The organism is Nostoc flagelliforme FACHB-838 (assembly GCF_014698065.1).
GTDB lineage: Bacteria > Cyanobacteriota > Cyanobacteriia > Cyanobacteriales > Nostocaceae > Nostoc > Nostoc flagelliforme_B.
Window position 1 is genome coordinate 24,718 of sequence record NZ_JACJSI010000061.1, and the last position, 15,330, is coordinate 40,047.

Consider the following 15,330-nt stretch of genomic DNA (forward strand, 5'->3'; position numbering starts at 1 on the left):
CAACTTAGTTACAAAACAGGTGCTTCAGGTTTATTTTAAATATTTTTCGAACCATCTCAAGGCAGTTGTACTTGCAATCTCGAAGCCCTCTCCCTCGAAGGCATCAAAATGTCCGCCTTTCAAGATTGTGAGAGACTTCGGCTCCATCGCACGCGCATAGACGGCGGCGGCCAAGTCGGCAGGTGCAAGAAAATCCTTCTCGCCCACAATCAGGCATAGTGGGGTGGGAAAGATTGCCTCAATGTGAGGAATTGGTTCGTAATATAAACAGTGTTCAATCGATTCAAAGGTGAGTCGATTCTCCCATCTTCCTTCGCTGGCACTCTTAGCCGATTCAACCCAATTGAAAGCGTCGGGTGTCGGTAGCACGCTCGGCTGACCGAGTAGAGCAACTAACGGGAAGTAGCTCACCTCTTTGGTTTGATACCGTTTTATCCGATCTTGTGAAAGCAGCTTCGTGAGTTCTTCGAGTTCAAGTGGAGAAGTCAGGCGGCGGGAGTTGAGAAATCCACTCACTGTAGGCATTTGTGCCACAACCGCTTTCACGCGCCGATCAAATGCGGCCAGATGCAGTACATGACCACCGCTATAGGAAAAACCCCACACACCTATGCGCTCAGGGTCAACTTCGCTTTGTAGTTGAGTCCAAGTGATGGCATTGCGGTAGTCTTCATGCTGCTCGGTAGGAATAATTTGCCCACGAGGCTCTCCCTCACTAGCTCCAAGGTAGCGATAGTCGAACAGCGAAACGACAAATCCTGCTTGAGTGAATTTCTCAGCAAATTGCGGCAATCCCATTTCTTTAGTTAAGCCAATTCCATGAGCTATAACAATGGCCGGATAGCGCTCGCCTGATGCGACTTTATCTGGAGTGTAAAAGGTGACGGAACACTTTAAACCTTTACTTTCAAAACTAGTTCTTCTTTGCATAACTGCTTACTTTCTGATTGTTAATTGGATTTCAAACCCAGGAACATTAATGGCTTGCAGTGACAATAGCTGCGATCAACTCTTTAAGGTTCCAGCGATTGGTATATCGAATCCCATTAATAAACAAAGCTGGGGTAGCCGTTACTCCACTGTGGGTGCCACTTTCGATATCTTGATTGATGCGCTCAAGATGCACATGCTTACACATATCTTGCAGAAATTGGGAGATATCAAGTCCTAGATCGTTGGCATACTCTACTAAATAACCATCTGCTAACTGTTGTTGATGGATAAACAAAATGTCATGTATTTGCCAAAACTGACCTTGAACAGCCGCCGCTTCCGCCGCTTCCGCCGCATGTAGAGCTTGAGAATGAATTTGTATTTGCGGAAAATGGCGGAAAATAAAGCACAAATAATCCTCTCCCAACGAAATACTCAGTTGTCGCCTAATGACTTTCAGCAACCGATAAACATCCGCACTCTCTTGACATTGATAATCTCCATACATCACCAGTACCACAGTGGCACTTAACATCCCCTGTTTACGATCCTGGGTTGAAGGTGGGACAAATAATAAACGGTGTTTACAGTCATTGTTCACTGGTACCTCCAAGGGGAAGTATGTTTACCACAAGTGATACCTGCGGTGGGCTATCCCTACATCCCTTTCTGTGCTATCTGTGTTTGCATGAATTTAATATATGCAATCGGCTGGGATTTGTCGTCCACTCAAAGTTGGCACTTTTATTTAGTCGAGTGGACGATCTTTTAACCCATCTCACAATGGAAGACTAATTCCAACTTTAGTTGGAATCCAACAAAATTAATCTTCAATCAGCTGGGGGATTTTTAGGCAGAATAGCTGGACAACGCCAAATTGTGGTCGGTACTAGTGGATACTGGCAGCCATGCTTCAATTTGCTTTGCCATTTTCGCGGCATTGTTCTGGAGGCGATCGCATCCTTCCCAAGGGGTTTTCATCTCCTGTGTTGGTTTTAGGTGTTATCTTGTGTGCTGGCTTTAGCTCTTATGGTTCCATTTCACCATTGAGCGATCGCTCAATGGTGAAAACTCAAGCTTTTTGAGTTACAACGCACTTTAATCGTTTGCAGGCTCTTTAGCTGGCGGACAGGGGATCTCCGACGATCCAAGTGTCATGCTGAGATGAAAGATCAGCCCAACCTTCAGGCGGCGTTTGGCCTATTTGGGGGAAGAATTCATCAATATCGCCCGGTACGAAGATGAAAAGCATCCGAGCTACTCCCGGCCCCAGGTTCACGAATCCATGCACGCTGTTACGGGGTACAACAACCGTTGTTCCAGCCCCGGCCTCGAACTCTTCACCCGCGCAGTGGAAACGAAATCTGCCTTCAAGTACTTCAAATATCTCCTCTCTATCTTTGTGATAGTGAAGTGGCGGGCCTGAGAACGGTGGGACACGCACTTCGAGGATTGTGAAAGCCCCGGCGACATCTCTGCTGGGTACGCGGATAGCCATTTGCTCACCAGGCATTGTATCGAACCAATTGAGGTCTTCGCCCCGGCTGACAATTGCAACTTTATTTTTACTCAATTCGGTGTTCATCATTTTACGTCTTAATAATTGTGGGATTGAGGATCAAAGCACGTCATTATTGGCAGCGATAATTGCTACCATCAACTCTGTTTGCAATCCTGGGTTGAAGGTGAGACAAATAATTAACAGTGTTTCTGAGGAGAAGTATGTTTACCGCAAGTGATACCTGGGTTAGACTACACCTATATTCCTCTGTGTGCCATCTGTATTCAGCAAACTTAAATCTTGCAACCCGATTGCTATGTGTGTTTGCATAAATTTAATATAGAAAATTGACTTTGGGTTGTCGTCCACTCATAGTTGGCACTTTTATTGAGTCGCATGAACGATCGCTTAACCCATCTCACAATGGAAGACTAATTCCAACTAAAGTTGGAATTGAAAGTTAACCGAAAGCACAGCCTACAAACTAACAATCCCGCGTTTGACTGCAATAATCACAGCTTGAGTGCGATCGCTGACTCCCAATTTACTGAGAATGCGGTTGACATGAGATTTGACAGTACTTTCGCCAATAGTTAGAGCAGTTGCAATATCTGAATTACTCATTCCTTGCGCCATTAAACCCAGTACCTCTAGCTCTCGTTCGCTCAGTTCTGGGTTACTCATGCGCTGCACTAGCTTTGCCCCCACTAGGGGCGGAATGTACTGCTGACCACGATTAACCATGCGAATGGCATTAAGAAGTTCGTTGGCTTTTGCATCCTTGAGCAGATAGCCTTTGGCCCCTGCCTGCAATCCGCGATAGATATCTTCATCGCCATCATAAGTGGTTAGCACAATAATTCGGGCAGGTTTAAATTGGGTACAAATCGCAGTAATGGCTTCCACTCCTCCCATCTGCGGCATTCGCAAATCCATCAAAGTCACATCCGGTTGATGTTCGCCAAAGAGGGCGATCGCCGCTTCTCCATCTTCTGCTTGAGCAATTACCGTCATTTCAGGATCGCGGTTAATGATGGTTGCCAATCCTTGTCTGAAAATGGAGTGATCGTCAACAATTAAAACGCGAATTGTACTGGATTGGTCGATCATAGTTCTCATCCTTGATTGACTATGACAGTAATTTCTGTTCCCTGCCCAGGCTGGCTTTCAATTCTCAATTGCGCTCCAATTCGCTCTGCCCGTTCGCTCATTCCTAATAATCCAAATCCGCCAACAGAGGGAACGCTACCTACTCCAAAGCCTTGTCCATTGTCTTTTATACACAAACTACATTGTGCATCCCCATACACTAACTCAAGGCGAATTTCCTGAGCTTCTGCATATTTGATTGCATTTGTCAATGCTTCCTGCCCAATTCGTAGTAAGTTATTCTCCACTTCGGCGGGTAAAGGATAGGCTGTACCGTGGATTTCGTAAATCAAAGCAGTATCATCCGTAGCAGACCTCATTTGCGTTACAAGACGATTGAGGGCGCTAGATAAATCGCCTTGCTCTAACAACTGAGGACGGAGTGCTGTGACTGAGCGACGAGCTTCACTCAGCCCGATTCGTGTCAATTCATCGATCATATCCAGATGTGCCTGTGTTGCTTCTAAATCATCCGTTAGCACTTGGGTTGCTGCACCAACTTGAACCAAAATGCCTGTAAACGCTTGAGCCAGCGTATCATGAATTTCCCGTGCCATGCGGTTGCGTTCCTCTAAAATCGAGGCTTCCTCAGCACGTTTGAGTTCACGTAGTGCAGCGTTTCGCTGTTCGCTGATGTCTGTGTGTAGACTATAAAATCCGACAACTTGAGCATTGCCATCGAAATGGGGTATCAAGGTAGAAGTGATATACTTTTTACCGGATGGCAAGAGCATTTCTAGTTCCAGGGTTGCAGTTTGTCCTGCTAAGGCTTGATTGATATACGGTTCAATAATCTGATAAGTCATGTCCCCCACGAGTTCACGAACAGACTTGCCCAAAATCTCATCTCGACTACAGTTAAGCCACACCTCATAGGTGCGGTTGATAAATCGATGACGTTGATCGGCATCCACATAACTGATACAAGCGGGGAGAGCATCTGTGATCAGCCGTAATTCTTGTTCTCGTAAGCGAAGCTGGTCGTAGACATCGCGCAATGTGGCTTCGCTTTTCTGCAAAGCTGCTGTTCGTTGGGCAACCTGTTGCTCTAAGGTGCGATTGTAATTGGCTAACAGTTGCTCGGCTTGTTTTCGCTCGGTAATGTCTTGAAAGGTAGCGATCGCATAAGTCACATTGCCCTGCTTGTTAAAGACAGGAGTTCCCCATACCTCAACGGGAATTGTGGCGTTGTTACGGTGAATTTCTATATCATCAACCCTAGTGCGTTCACCTCTTAGCGCTCGGATAATTGGCATTTTCTCAGTTAGATATTTTTGATCCGTTCCAGCTAGATAAATTTGATACTCCTGGGCAATTTGATTGGGTGTCACAGAAGGATCAATATCTTTACCCAACAGCTGAGTTGCTCGCTGGTTGAAGTAATAAGGGCGACCCAATGTATCTAAAATTGCAACACCGACTGGAATTGCTTCCATAAATTGAGTCGTTTTACTTTCGCTCTCACGTAGCTTTGAATAGAGCCTAGCATTTTCGATGGCAATGGCTGCTTGAGTTGATAATAGATGTAAAATTTGCGATTGCTCTGGTGTAAATGCCCCAGCCGTTAATTGATTTTCAAGATACAACACGCCAACTAGCTTACTTTGATTCAGAAGCGGCAAACATAAGATTGATTGAGTTTTATTGTGCTGAATGTATGGCTCATTGATATAATTACCTTGATGAGCTGCATCATTTAAGATGATACATTCTTGAGTACGAATAACATAATTAATAATTGACTCAGGAAGGTAATTTGCAGTTGGGATCGATTGCAGCACTTGCGTAGCATAGACATTTTCACCATTACCGTCATTTAGTTCACCACAAGCTTCAATCACCCATTGTTTTGCGTTTTCCAAAATCAGGAATCCAGTTTGTGCGCCAGCATTTTTGATTAAAATCTTCATCAAGTAATTGAGTAACTGCTCCAGTTCAATTTCACTAGCGATCGCTTGTGATGCTTTTATCACCGCTGCTAAATCGAAAGCGATGCCTGGATTATTAGAGATGGTTTTAGAATTTGTGCAGTTTGATATGTCAGCCATGCCTGACGGCTGAGGCAATAATTGTGGATAGCGAGTTTCTAAATCTCTTACTTTCGCAGTTGCTCCCCACCGTTCATAGCAGTAGTGAGCTTCTTTCATATAAGTTTGGGCAAACTTTTCTCGGCCACGAGATAGATAAAACTTGGCAGCTAATTCATAAGATAAGGCTTCTTCTCGAAGATAACCATTTTCTTTCGATCCAAGAATTGCTTGTTCGTAGAACTCTTCTGCCTCAAACAACTGACCTAAAACCCGTGCAGTCTCGGCTTGTATTAAATGATATTTATGCAAATAATTCATGGGCGCGTAATGTGCCCACTGCTTCATTTTATCCTGACTAACCGCAATTTTTTTGATAATTTGTTTCTGTACTTGCGTGCTACTTTCAGGGTAAATTGCAAGTCTTGCCAGAGCATCATAGAGGCAGTATAAAGGGCCAATAGGGGAGCTTGTTATTAAGATCAAATAACGTTCTGCTATGTTTGAGACATCAACAGCCTGAGCATACTCCGAAAATAAGTAATACAGTAGAATTTTATTGAAATAGACATTAAAAATTGCACTTCCATCATTTGCTGCTTCATGTTTTGGTAATTCGTTCTCCTCATTGTAGAATTTGCCCATTAGACGGGTTGGCTCAACAGAGTATCCCATCAAATTCGCGATCGCTTGCTGAAATATCAGATTCCAGGTTAGTGCTGTTTCCTGTTTGATTTGATGGATTGCTGCATTATATATTGTCATATAGTGGTCAACTTCCACCAGTTCATTTCCGACAACATAGGAGTTAAAGCAATAAGTGTGAGCAGCATAGGAGGCAAACTCTAAATCTCCGGTTTCTAGCCCACTTTGGTAGGCTTCTAAAAGAGGCTGTAATGTTTCTCTTACATGCTCTTTCCAATGAATGACGAAGGTATTCACAATGAGCAATGTTCTAGCTCTGAGTGAATGGGGCTTAGGTGGTGACAATAGCTTTAACGCTAACTGTCCAAACTCGTAGCCAGTCTCGATGTCTCCCACATTCCCACACAGAATTAATCCAAAATTGGCATAAGCAAAGGGAGATGCAAAGGCATTTCCATATTCAAATGATAAGCTGACTTGTTTTGATACCAGTAGCGGCATTAAATTAGGAATAGCAATCCAGGCCGCAATCGTAATTCTGGATAGTATTCTCATTGCTGCTAACTTATCCGGCTTGCACATTTCTGGCAAATGAATCAAGTCCTCAATCGACTTTTCACTCAGAAGGTATGAGATTGCGTCTAGTTCAAGCTGAATATCTGACTGACTTGGCTGTTCGGGAAAACAAATTTCCAGTTGATGCAACACTTGTAATCCAGTGTTGATTGCTTCTAACGGTTGATTTTGTGCTATGGCAGTTTGAATTTTGACTTCGTATACTTTCACGCTATCAAGAACCGTTTTAGCCTGTTGCAGAACAATCGCAGCCCAGTACTCCACCTGCTCAAAATTGCCACACAAGTAAGCAACTTCTGTTATTTCTGCATATAATTCTAAGCTCAGGTCATAATCTGTTTGCCAGCTAGATGCTGCCAGCCAAACTCTTGCTGTAGCTAAATATTTTTTTGACACATCATAAGCGATCGCTGCTTTTGCTTTCTGACCTGCGATTAAATTTAATCTGGCAATTTCATCTCGTTCTGCGCGCTCGGTGACAAGCTCAATCCCATAATTAAGATGATCGACAATTTCAAATAACCGCTCTGATATTCGCTCCGGCAAAGTCTTTTCGAGTAAATTGCGACCAATTTGGAGATGAACAACTTGTTTGTGCGACTCATCGATTAAGGCATAAGCTGCTTGCTGCACGCGATCGTGCAAGAATTTATAATCCTGAACCAAGAGTTGTTCATCTAACTCAGATGTCGGCACAATTAAACCTGACTGAGCCGCTACTATCAATTGCGGGAAAATTTCCCTAGATGAGTTTTCACAAATGATCGAGAGGGTGCTTAAATCAAAATCAGCACCAATACAAGCGGCGAATTGTAAAACTTGCTGGGTTGCTGGAGGCAGTTTTTTCAGTTTGCCAAGCATCAACTCCACCACATTATCGGTGATGTTCTTGCCTTCAATGTGAGTGATATCCCATCGCCAACTGAGATTTTCAAGGTCGAAGCTTAACAAGTTTTCTGCATAGAGTGTTTTCAGAAACTCATTGACAAAAAAGGGATTTCCATCGGTTTTTCGCAATACTAATTCTGCTAGTGAGATAATTGTACTGATGTCACTATGTAATGTGTCTGCAATCAGTTGTGCGATCGCGTCTAGTCCCAACGGTGCTAACGTAATTTGGCTGGTAGTTGCTCCCTCTTTCCTGAGTTCCTCCAGCATTATCCTTAGTGGATGCGAGTAGTTGACCTCATTATCTCGATAGGCTCCAATTAAAAACAGATATTGCGTCTGGGCATCCGTCATCATCAACTCGATTAACTTGAGTGTTGCTGAGTCTGCCCATTGAAGATCGTCCAGAAAAATCACTAAGAGATGTTCTGCTGAACCAAATACCCGAATGAATTGCTGAAAGACTCGATTGAAGCGGTTTTGAGTTTCCGTTGCCCCAACTTCCGGTATGGGCGGTTGCTTGCCAATAATCAATTCAACTTCTGGGATGACATCAATGATGATTTGCCCATTGCTTCCCAACGCCGTTAGAAGTCGATTTCGCCACTGTTTCAACTGCTCATCGGGTTCACCCAGCAGTTGTTGCACCAATTTTTGTAGGGCATGGGCGATCGCACTGTAGGGAATATTGCGCCCAAATTGATCGAATTTACCTGAAACGAAGTAGCCACGCTTTGCTGTGATGGGCTTGTAGAGTTCCTGTACTAACGCAGATTTCCCTACTCCAGCATAGCCACATATCAACATCATTTCGACATTAGATTGAGAACTTTCTATGCTTTTCTCTCCTTGGCAGTAGGCTTCGCTAACATTGCCCATTCCGGCTACTCTTTCAAATGCCGTCAATAATGTGGCAATCTCCGCTTCGCGTCCATACAGTTTTTGCGGAATTTGAAATTGATCTCGAACGTCTTGAGTACCTAATTGAATCTCATCAATTTGTCTTATGTCTGTAAGTTGTTGAGCGCACCATTCTAAGTCTGCCTTAATACCCCAAGCACTCTGATAGCGATCCTCCGCATTCTTTGCCATTAGTTTCAAAACGATATCTGAAACTGCTTTGGGAATCGTTGTCTTCAGTTCATGAGGCGGAACAGGTGATTTGGCAAGATGACAATGAACAAGTTCAAGAATGTCTCTTGTGGTAAACGGTAACTTTCCAGTGAGCAGTTCGTAGAACGTTACACCAAGGGAGTAAAAATCAGTACGATAATCAAGCAAACGGTTCATGCGTCCGGTTTGCTCTGGAGATATATATGCAAGAGTACCTTCTAGAACATGAGGGTTTTTGAAGGTTGGATTGGTGCGATTAAATCGAGTCGCAATTCCGAAATCAATCAATTTAACGACCCCAGTATCTAGATTGAAAACAATATTGCTAGGGTTGATATCTTTATGAATGACACCAGCAGCATGAATTCTGCCCAGAATCCCTGTGATTTTAATGGCTAGGGATAAAAAAGTTGATAAGGGCATAGGGTACAAATCTGGACGCTGCTGTATCCATCGTTCCAGAGACTCTCCACCGAAATCTTCTAAAAGAATAATCAGTGTGCGCTGATATTCCTGCTGACTATATGCCTTGATCACGCCTTCTAAGTTAAGCGATCGCGTAATTTCATATTCCTGCCTGTAGCGGGTGAGTTCCGATGCCGTAGGATAGTCCTGTTTGAGAACTTTGAGAATAACAGGCGTGCGATCTGACAACTTGATGCCACGATACACCACAGAATTATTGCTGGAATATATCTGAGCATCAACTACAATGTCAGGTAGCGCAATCATTTTTATCACCTTGTCAAAGCATAGAAAGAACCGCAAACCCAAGTAGAATTAATGCTTATTATTCAAGTTCTACTTTGAGAAGTCAATCTACCTATTATCTATGTGCTAGGAACTCCAAACGCAGTTTTTGCCCCCTTTTTTTATTTCTTTGTGAGAAATCCGGGCGCGTTGGTTGGTCAACTGGAGCATCCCACAGTCAAAAGCGATCGCCTTATTCAGTGTTAAGCGGCTTGTAAGCCACGCCGTCTCTAGTGTAGAAACATAGTCATGATTCTTCGAGTGGCTAGGCTGAAATCATTGCATTGCAAAGCTAAAGCGATCGCTTTTGGCTGTGAGTGATTTAGTTTTCAAGGTAAGAACCTTGCTGGGGCAAACTTTCGCGGCGCAGATATTCAGAGGCAGATTTTAGTAGTGAGCGATCGCGCTGGTGGATACCTGCTAGCGCCATCGGCTGGACTGGAATTGCACTCACCATAACTATTTTGACTTAAAGTAGATAAACATCTACAGACAAAAATCTACATCTAATTTTTGTAAACTCTGATTAATGGTGTCACCTTTGGTTGATTGGGATTAGTTAGGTTTAATCGATAAGAAGTTTTTAAAATATCTTCCATCTTCTCGCCTTTGACTATGATTATATAATTTGCTGGTCGAGAAGGGTCTTTCTCAAATTTCTCAATTACCTTGTCTTGAATAATTGACACGTCTTTTAACCTCTGTGGTAGTCGAGCATTAGGTTTCCAAAGACATAAAACACCTGTAGAGTTGGGAAATTTTAGTAATTGTAGAGAGTATTTTTGATTGTTAACTTGAAAGAAAGATGTCGTCAATATTCTAGCTTGATTCTGTGGTGGTATTTGCTGAAATACTTCTCGTGTTCTCTCATAACGGCGGCAGTTTCTATCGATAATTGGTTCTCCAGCAAGCGCAGATTTTGGTAACGTTGATACACCTATCCCGGAAAAACTTAAACTTGTTAAAGCCAAAGCTACAACTTTAAACGAATCAAGCATAGTTTAAATTCTCAGTTTTGATATCGACGACTGAGTAAAAATTTAGATTGTTCCTAAGCTCGACGTTACTCACCAATTAGCGATCGTTAAACCTGCTCCAATTTCCATTAGAAATGTACCCAAATAACCAGGATGCCGAATGATGTTGTATAGAGCTTGCTGAATAATCTCCTGCTGTTCGGGGGTTTGCAATGTCTTTGTATAAAATTTACCAAATGTTTTAGCAGCCCAGTACCTCAACACAAGCCCACCAAGCATTATCAACAAACCTAACCAACCCAAATATCTCCTATTCTAATCTCCAATAGACCCGCAACTTGTTAGGTATTTATTGAGGTAATTAAAAATATACCAAAAAGCAGTTTATGATATTTTTTCATTTTTTAAAAAGATTTTTCTCAACACATCCAACCCTGCATCAATTTGCTCAACCTCAATAGTACCATATCCAAAAATCAAACCCGATTTAACCGTGGATGAAGCATAAAAATGGTCAAGAGAAAAAAGAAATATCCCCTGCTGTGCTGCTTCATCAATAACAGCATTGCTTTTAATATCAGAATTTAAAAAAGTAGCAATATGCAGACCAGCTTCAGAGGGAATAGGTTGTAACCAATCCGAAAAAGATTTCTTCAGACCCACAATTAAACATTGCCGACGCTGGCCATAGATTTTATGTAACTTACGGATATGCTTTGCTCTTACGGATATGCTTTGCTAAATAACCGTCTTGAATAAACTTTGCCAGTGTTGCTTGCGCTAACAAAGGACTATGCAAATCGCTCAGTTGTTTTGCCACAACCAACGCCTGTTGTATCAACTCTGGAGCGACAATAAATCCCAATCGGATCTCTGGAAACATCACTTTCGAGAATGTTCCCACATAGAGGACTCTTCCAGTACGGTCTAAATTCTGCAATGATTCCAATGGTCGCCCGGCAAAACGAAACTCGCTATCGTAATCGTCCTCAATAATAGCTGCCCCATGCTGTGTTGCCCATTCAAGGAGTGCGAGCCGACGTGGTAATGACATTGGCATTCCTAAAGGAAACTGGTGCGAAGGAGTAACATATATCAGCTTTGCATTTTTGGGAAGACACTCCACTCGCAGTCCTTGTGCATCCACAGGGACTCCAACCACTTGTGCGCCATAGGACTCGAAAAGAAGACGTACAGGAGGATAGCCTGGATCTTCCACTGCTACCACTGTTTGTGGTTCAATCAGAACTCGCGCAATTAAATCAAATGCTTGCTGTGCGCCATTAGTCACAATTACGTTGTCTAGATGACACCTGACTGCACGGCTGAAGGACACGTATTTGACGAGTGCTTCTCGTAATTGTCTCATTCCTTCTGGCGGGCCATATCCTACTGGTGCTTGGGCCAAACGACGCGAACAAAAAGCACAGATGCGCCGCCACTCTTCAAAGGGAAATCTCTGTTTATCAGGAAGACTTAGCGAAAAGTTATACATCAAATTTGCTGGTGGACTAGGTAACAATTGAGCATCTGTTAACTGTCGCCAAAACGGTTTGATCTCAATAGCCGATTGTCCGAGATTATCAAGGTAGCGATCGCTTGAAACAATATCAGCAACGAAAGTACCTGCACCAACGTGTCCCTCAAGCAATCCATCACTCATGAGCAAATCATAAGCCTGCATCACCGTGTTTCGAGAAACACTCAATTGAGACGCAAGTTCACGAGTTGGTAGTAGTTGCTCACCAGCAGGCAAACGCCCATCCAAAATAGCCGCCCGATTTTCATTGTCGCTGCAATCTAATGTGCTGTATACTGTTTTCGGCAATCAAAAAAGTAATATTTTTTACATAAGCATTCCCTTGAAGATAGATAATATTAAACAATGCTAACGGTACTTCGCTCTTACGCTGCATGGTTTGTTCCAGCAGCTTTGACTTTACTGAGTTTTGGATCGGGGAACGAGAAGGCGATCGCACAGACTCTGTTCCCATTTAGTGGTAACTACGACGTAACAATCGCTGTTGAGCCGATTAACGAGAAGTTTTCACGGGCAATTGAACGGGCTGTAAGTACTGATGCACTATATGGACTCACCGAATATAACGGTTTAGTTTACGCCCTAACTGACTTCTCTACTGGCTTGTTCACCTTTAACACCGATCCAACAGCAATCGGCTTAGAGGGCTTCCCAGAAGGCTTTATTGAATTCAGTGGTAGCGGTGCTAACAAGGTATCTGGAACCGCTACTGCCACCGCTCTAATTGACTTTGTAAACCTTAGAGGGTCTGGCTCTGGTTCTTTGATTATCACTGGCGGTGAGGGTATATTCAGAGGTGCTACTGGCATACTAGACTTTTTTGAGAACGACACAATTAGTCCAAATCCAAACGATCCCATAAGAGGACAGGCTTTAGTTACTGGCACTATTAAGGTTGTTCCAGAGCCGGAAACCGGAGTAGGGACGCTAGTTGGTATTGGCTTAATTGGAGCTGGTTTTATGTTACGCCGACGTTGCTTTCGCTCTGCTTCATGAGCCACTCCAACCCCTAAAACACCTATTCAGTAAAAGGCGATCGCTTCGGCGCAAGCCTCCCCCGGCTGATCGCCTATAGCGCAAGCTTCGCTATCGCGTAAGGAATTGCAAAAAATCTCTATTTTTTCTCGCAATCCACAATTTAAATCGTCTAAATGAGAAAATAGTTCATTAAATCAAGCGAGAAAGCAGACAGAAAAAATTATAGATGCATAGTCTCAGAAAATGAAGATTATATGCAAGGAAAGTGGAATATAAGTTTGCAGTATTCTGGTTTATGGTCAGCCCGATGCAGTGGAGAGAACCTAATTGTAGATTTACAAACTCGGCTTGAACAGCAAACTTTATTGACGATGACTTAATCGCTTGCATAAATCCCTGCCTTACCCCCAGGCTTCCTTATGTGTAATTTCCGACTCTAAGAGAATCAGCACTTTTTCTTCCAACGCCGTCAAGTAAGCACGCTTGGGCTTTCTTAACGACTCCAAAAACCTCTGCACCGACTCCTCCAGCCCACTCGAATACACCCGATTGATGCGATCGCAAATCACCTGCATCTGCTCACATTCGGCAGGCAAGTAATTGTAAGATTTGAGGTGCTGTAAGCCAACGGTGTACTCCCCATCCCAGGTTTTGACAGTGCAACTAAAATCATTCACTCTTGCGACTATCCCCCAGCAGCCACCCTTACCTCTGAGTTCTGGGTTGTCCTTTGCAAGGATTTGGCACACCTCGTCAATTTGGTAAGTATTGGGTACTTGGGTACGCTCCATGATCCTTTGCACAACATCTTTGACGATTCTACCAGTGAGTACTTTACCGCCAGCAAGTTCTACTGCCGTTAGCCACACTTCCTGCTGTTCAAGTTTAGTCATTGCTCGAACTTGGCGCTCACTTGTGGGCAGAATTTGTGATCCACCGGTTGTCAAATTCTCATTTGCCACATTTTGACAACCATTGGTTGTCAAATTTTCGTAAACACCAGCTGCGGCAATCAAATAATTTGATTGTTGCCGAGGCCGTATCAATTGTTTTCCCGATCGCCACGAGGTCTTTTATACCAATTTAAATTGGTATAAGATTTCCTGTAAAAGGGTCAAAGGGCGATCGCACAAGTTTTCCAGGCTGAAGCGGTTGTCCTTTGTTTTATCTCTTATTATTTTACATATTTTATGGAAATTGGTCAACAGCTACGGACGAGATTTTTTGTAACAATGGATAACTAAGGGTTTGCGCTACAACAGGATAAAATTGCCTAAGCTCGATCCCTAAAATTTGACAATATTTCAAGATAAGAGACAAAGAAACAGAGCGATCACCTTTACCCTTCCATTTTTCTATTTTATGAATTAGCTGCTGAGAACAAGGTTCTCCAAGCCCTGTAATTGCTTGTGCTACTTCTTCTCTAGAAAGTTTCTTGTCTTCTCTTTGCTGAAATAAAAACTCACCATATTCCTGATCCCAGTCAATCCGGGATACCAAATCCAAAGGTATTCCTTGCATTACGATTTCTCTCACTGATACTCCTATATTTACACAATGTTCGGAATGTCAGCAGATGCAATTGATCAGTGATCGCATCAGTAGGTTACGGGACAGTGGCAAGTTAGAAGCACCAGCAGAGGCAGTTTTGAAGTGTTTAGCAGAGTTGAAACGCTCCTATTTGACCCAGTTTGAAGAAGAGCTTTTGAGTTTCATTGAACAGAAATGCCAAGTTGAGGATTAGTCGAGACGAGCTTTCCTGTTCAAAATACTGCTTCTTCCAAGACATCGGATACCCAAAACAGATACATCAAACAAACCCGGCGCTGTATAAGTGAGCGCTGGCTTCTATTCATTACCTTATGTCTACTGTTTCTCCAATATCTACTTTTGGAGGATAGTATGCGAATTGGAAGCTATTACCACTTTCCATTACTCTTCTGAATTCTTCGTAGAAAGGATAATTCCCATCAACACCACTTAAATTTACCCAAGCACGAGAGCGAGTTAATGCAACGAACAGTTGATTTCTCAGTTTAATATCACTTTCATCACTATAGCAATCCGGAATCATTCATGAGAAAATACTGAGAGAGCATAAAAGTAACGTTTGAAACTAAATGCAGGTGTAGTGATGTGAATGGAATTATTAGAAGATTTTATCAAAAATAATAAAGAGCCGCGTGAAATCAAGCGAGCTACAGCAGTAAAAATGCTGTTATGTGGATACAAGCATGAAGAGATAATGCCAAT

Annotated in this window: 16 protein-coding genes; 3 read left to right on the plus strand and 13 right to left on the minus strand. The window is 42.9% G+C overall.

All coding sequences use genetic code 11. The features are described 5' to 3' along the window. Positions 1-30: 30 nt before the first annotated feature. Positions 31-930: an alpha/beta hydrolase gene (locus tag H6G97_RS24070; RefSeq protein ID WP_190943153.1), complete on the minus strand. Its 900-nt coding sequence runs from the start codon at positions 928-930 to the stop codon at positions 31-33. Between the two features lie 46 nt (positions 931-976). Beyond that, the gene (locus tag H6G97_RS24075; RefSeq protein WP_190943154.1) at positions 977-1,534 is read right to left on the minus strand and encodes a thioredoxin domain-containing protein; all 558 of its coding nucleotides are present in this window, start codon (positions 1,532-1,534) and stop codon (positions 977-979) included. A 307-nt stretch (positions 1,535-1,841) separates the two neighbouring features. On the opposite strand from H6G97_RS24075, the gene H6G97_RS24080 reads away from it, so the two are divergent. Continuing rightward, on the plus strand, positions 1,842-2,018 hold the full coding sequence (locus H6G97_RS24080; protein WP_190943155.1) for a hypothetical protein: 177 nt from the start codon (positions 1,842-1,844) through the stop codon (positions 2,016-2,018). Between the two features lie 32 nt (positions 2,019-2,050). Here the strand turns inward: H6G97_RS24080 and H6G97_RS24085 are convergent, their stop codons facing one another. The 8 genes from H6G97_RS24085 to pdxR all read right to left on the minus strand — a co-directional run bounded on the left by H6G97_RS24085 (position 2,051) and on the right by pdxR (position 12,387). Further along, positions 2,051-2,521 (minus strand): cupin domain-containing protein, encoded by a 471-nt coding sequence (locus tag H6G97_RS24085; RefSeq protein ID WP_242055171.1) that lies wholly within the window; start codon positions 2,519-2,521, stop codon positions 2,051-2,053. A 390-nt stretch (positions 2,522-2,911) separates the two neighbouring features. Then, positions 2,912-3,541: a response regulator gene (locus H6G97_RS24090; RefSeq protein ID WP_190943165.1), complete on the minus strand. Its 630-nt coding sequence runs from the start codon at positions 3,539-3,541 to the stop codon at positions 2,912-2,914. Positions 3,542-3,549: 8 nt separating this feature from the next. Further along, the gene (locus H6G97_RS24095; protein ID WP_190943156.1) at positions 3,550-9,564 is read right to left on the minus strand and encodes an AAA family ATPase; all 6,015 of its coding nucleotides are present in this window, start codon (positions 9,562-9,564) and stop codon (positions 3,550-3,552) included. A 340-nt stretch (positions 9,565-9,904) separates the two neighbouring features. Then, entirely contained in the window at positions 9,905-10,039 is a 135-nt protein-coding gene (locus H6G97_RS54855) for a hypothetical protein (RefSeq protein WP_277883325.1), read from the minus strand. Between the two features lie 49 nt (positions 10,040-10,088). Beyond that, the gene (locus tag H6G97_RS24100; RefSeq protein WP_190943157.1) at positions 10,089-10,580 is read right to left on the minus strand and encodes a hypothetical protein; all 492 of its coding nucleotides are present in this window, start codon (positions 10,578-10,580) and stop codon (positions 10,089-10,091) included. Between the two features lie 69 nt (positions 10,581-10,649). Beyond that, positions 10,650-10,862 (minus strand): protein-S-isoprenylcysteine O-methyltransferase, encoded by a 213-nt coding sequence (locus H6G97_RS24105; protein ID WP_242055172.1) that lies wholly within the window; start codon positions 10,860-10,862, stop codon positions 10,650-10,652. 81 nt (positions 10,863-10,943) lie between these two features. Further along, positions 10,944-11,222 (minus strand): hypothetical protein, encoded by a 279-nt coding sequence (locus tag H6G97_RS51390; RefSeq protein ID WP_199349600.1) that lies wholly within the window; start codon positions 11,220-11,222, stop codon positions 10,944-10,946. 40 nt (positions 11,223-11,262) lie between these two features. After that, complete coding sequence (gene pdxR / locus H6G97_RS24110) at positions 11,263-12,387, minus strand: MocR-like pyridoxine biosynthesis transcription factor PdxR (protein WP_199349602.1); 1,125 nt, start codon at positions 12,385-12,387, stop codon at positions 11,263-11,265. A gap of 57 nt (positions 12,388-12,444) precedes the next feature. Between pdxR and H6G97_RS24115 the strand changes: the two genes are divergently transcribed. Continuing rightward, positions 12,445-13,095, plus strand: coding sequence for a PEP-CTERM sorting domain-containing protein (locus tag H6G97_RS24115; protein WP_190943158.1), 651 nt, complete (start codon positions 12,445-12,447; stop codon positions 13,093-13,095). A 383-nt stretch (positions 13,096-13,478) separates the two neighbouring features. Here H6G97_RS24115 and H6G97_RS24120 read toward each other — a convergent pair whose 3' ends face one another. Together H6G97_RS24120 and H6G97_RS24125 are read right to left on the minus strand one after the other, a co-directional pair. Beyond that, the gene (locus H6G97_RS24120) at positions 13,479-14,123 is read right to left on the minus strand and encodes a hypothetical protein (RefSeq protein ID WP_242055177.1); all 645 of its coding nucleotides are present in this window, start codon (positions 14,121-14,123) and stop codon (positions 13,479-13,481) included. 142 nt (positions 14,124-14,265) lie between these two features. Continuing rightward, positions 14,266-14,613, minus strand: a complete 348-nt coding sequence (locus H6G97_RS24125; RefSeq protein ID WP_190943159.1) for a helix-turn-helix domain-containing protein — start codon at positions 14,611-14,613, stop codon at positions 14,266-14,268. A gap of 40 nt (positions 14,614-14,653) precedes the next feature. On the opposite strand from H6G97_RS24125, the gene H6G97_RS24130 reads away from it, so the two are divergent. Beyond that, a complete protein-coding gene (locus H6G97_RS24130) occupies positions 14,654-14,821 on the plus strand; it encodes a hypothetical protein (RefSeq protein ID WP_190943160.1) in 168 nt (55 codons plus the stop codon). Between the two features lie 111 nt (positions 14,822-14,932). On the opposite strand, the gene H6G97_RS24135 is transcribed toward H6G97_RS24130, so the two are convergent. After that, positions 14,933-15,151, minus strand: a complete 219-nt coding sequence (locus tag H6G97_RS24135; RefSeq protein WP_190943161.1) for a hypothetical protein — start codon at positions 15,149-15,151, stop codon at positions 14,933-14,935. Positions 15,152-15,330 lie beyond the last annotated feature (179 nt).

Excerpts from the sequence above, each read along its gene's own strand:
- H6G97_RS24070 (WP_190943153.1), bottom strand. The coding sequence starts at position 930 with ATGCAAAGAAGAACTAGTTTTGAAAGTAAAGGTTTAAAGTGTTCCGTC.
- H6G97_RS24080 (WP_190943155.1), top strand. The coding sequence starts at position 1,842 with ATGCTTCAATTTGCTTTGCCATTTTCGCGGCATTGTTCTGGAGGCGAT.
- H6G97_RS24085 (WP_242055171.1), bottom strand. The coding sequence starts at position 2,521 with ATGATGAACACCGAATTGAGTAAAAATAAAGTTGCAATTGTCAGCCGG.
- H6G97_RS24095 (WP_190943156.1), bottom strand. The coding sequence starts at position 9,564 with ATGATTGCGCTACCTGACATTGTAGTTGATGCTCAGATATATTCCAGC.
- H6G97_RS54855 (WP_277883325.1), bottom strand. The coding sequence starts at position 10,039 with ATGGTGAGTGCAATTCCAGTCCAGCCGATGGCGCTAGCAGGTATCCAC.
- H6G97_RS24100 (WP_190943157.1), bottom strand. The coding sequence starts at position 10,580 with ATGCTTGATTCGTTTAAAGTTGTAGCTTTGGCTTTAACAAGTTTAAGT.
- H6G97_RS24115 (WP_190943158.1), top strand. The coding sequence starts at position 12,445 with ATGCTAACGGTACTTCGCTCTTACGCTGCATGGTTTGTTCCAGCAGCT.
- H6G97_RS24130 (WP_190943160.1), top strand. The coding sequence starts at position 14,654 with ATGCAATTGATCAGTGATCGCATCAGTAGGTTACGGGACAGTGGCAAG.
- H6G97_RS24135 (WP_190943161.1), bottom strand. The coding sequence starts at position 15,151 with ATGATTCCGGATTGCTATAGTGATGAAAGTGATATTAAACTGAGAAAT.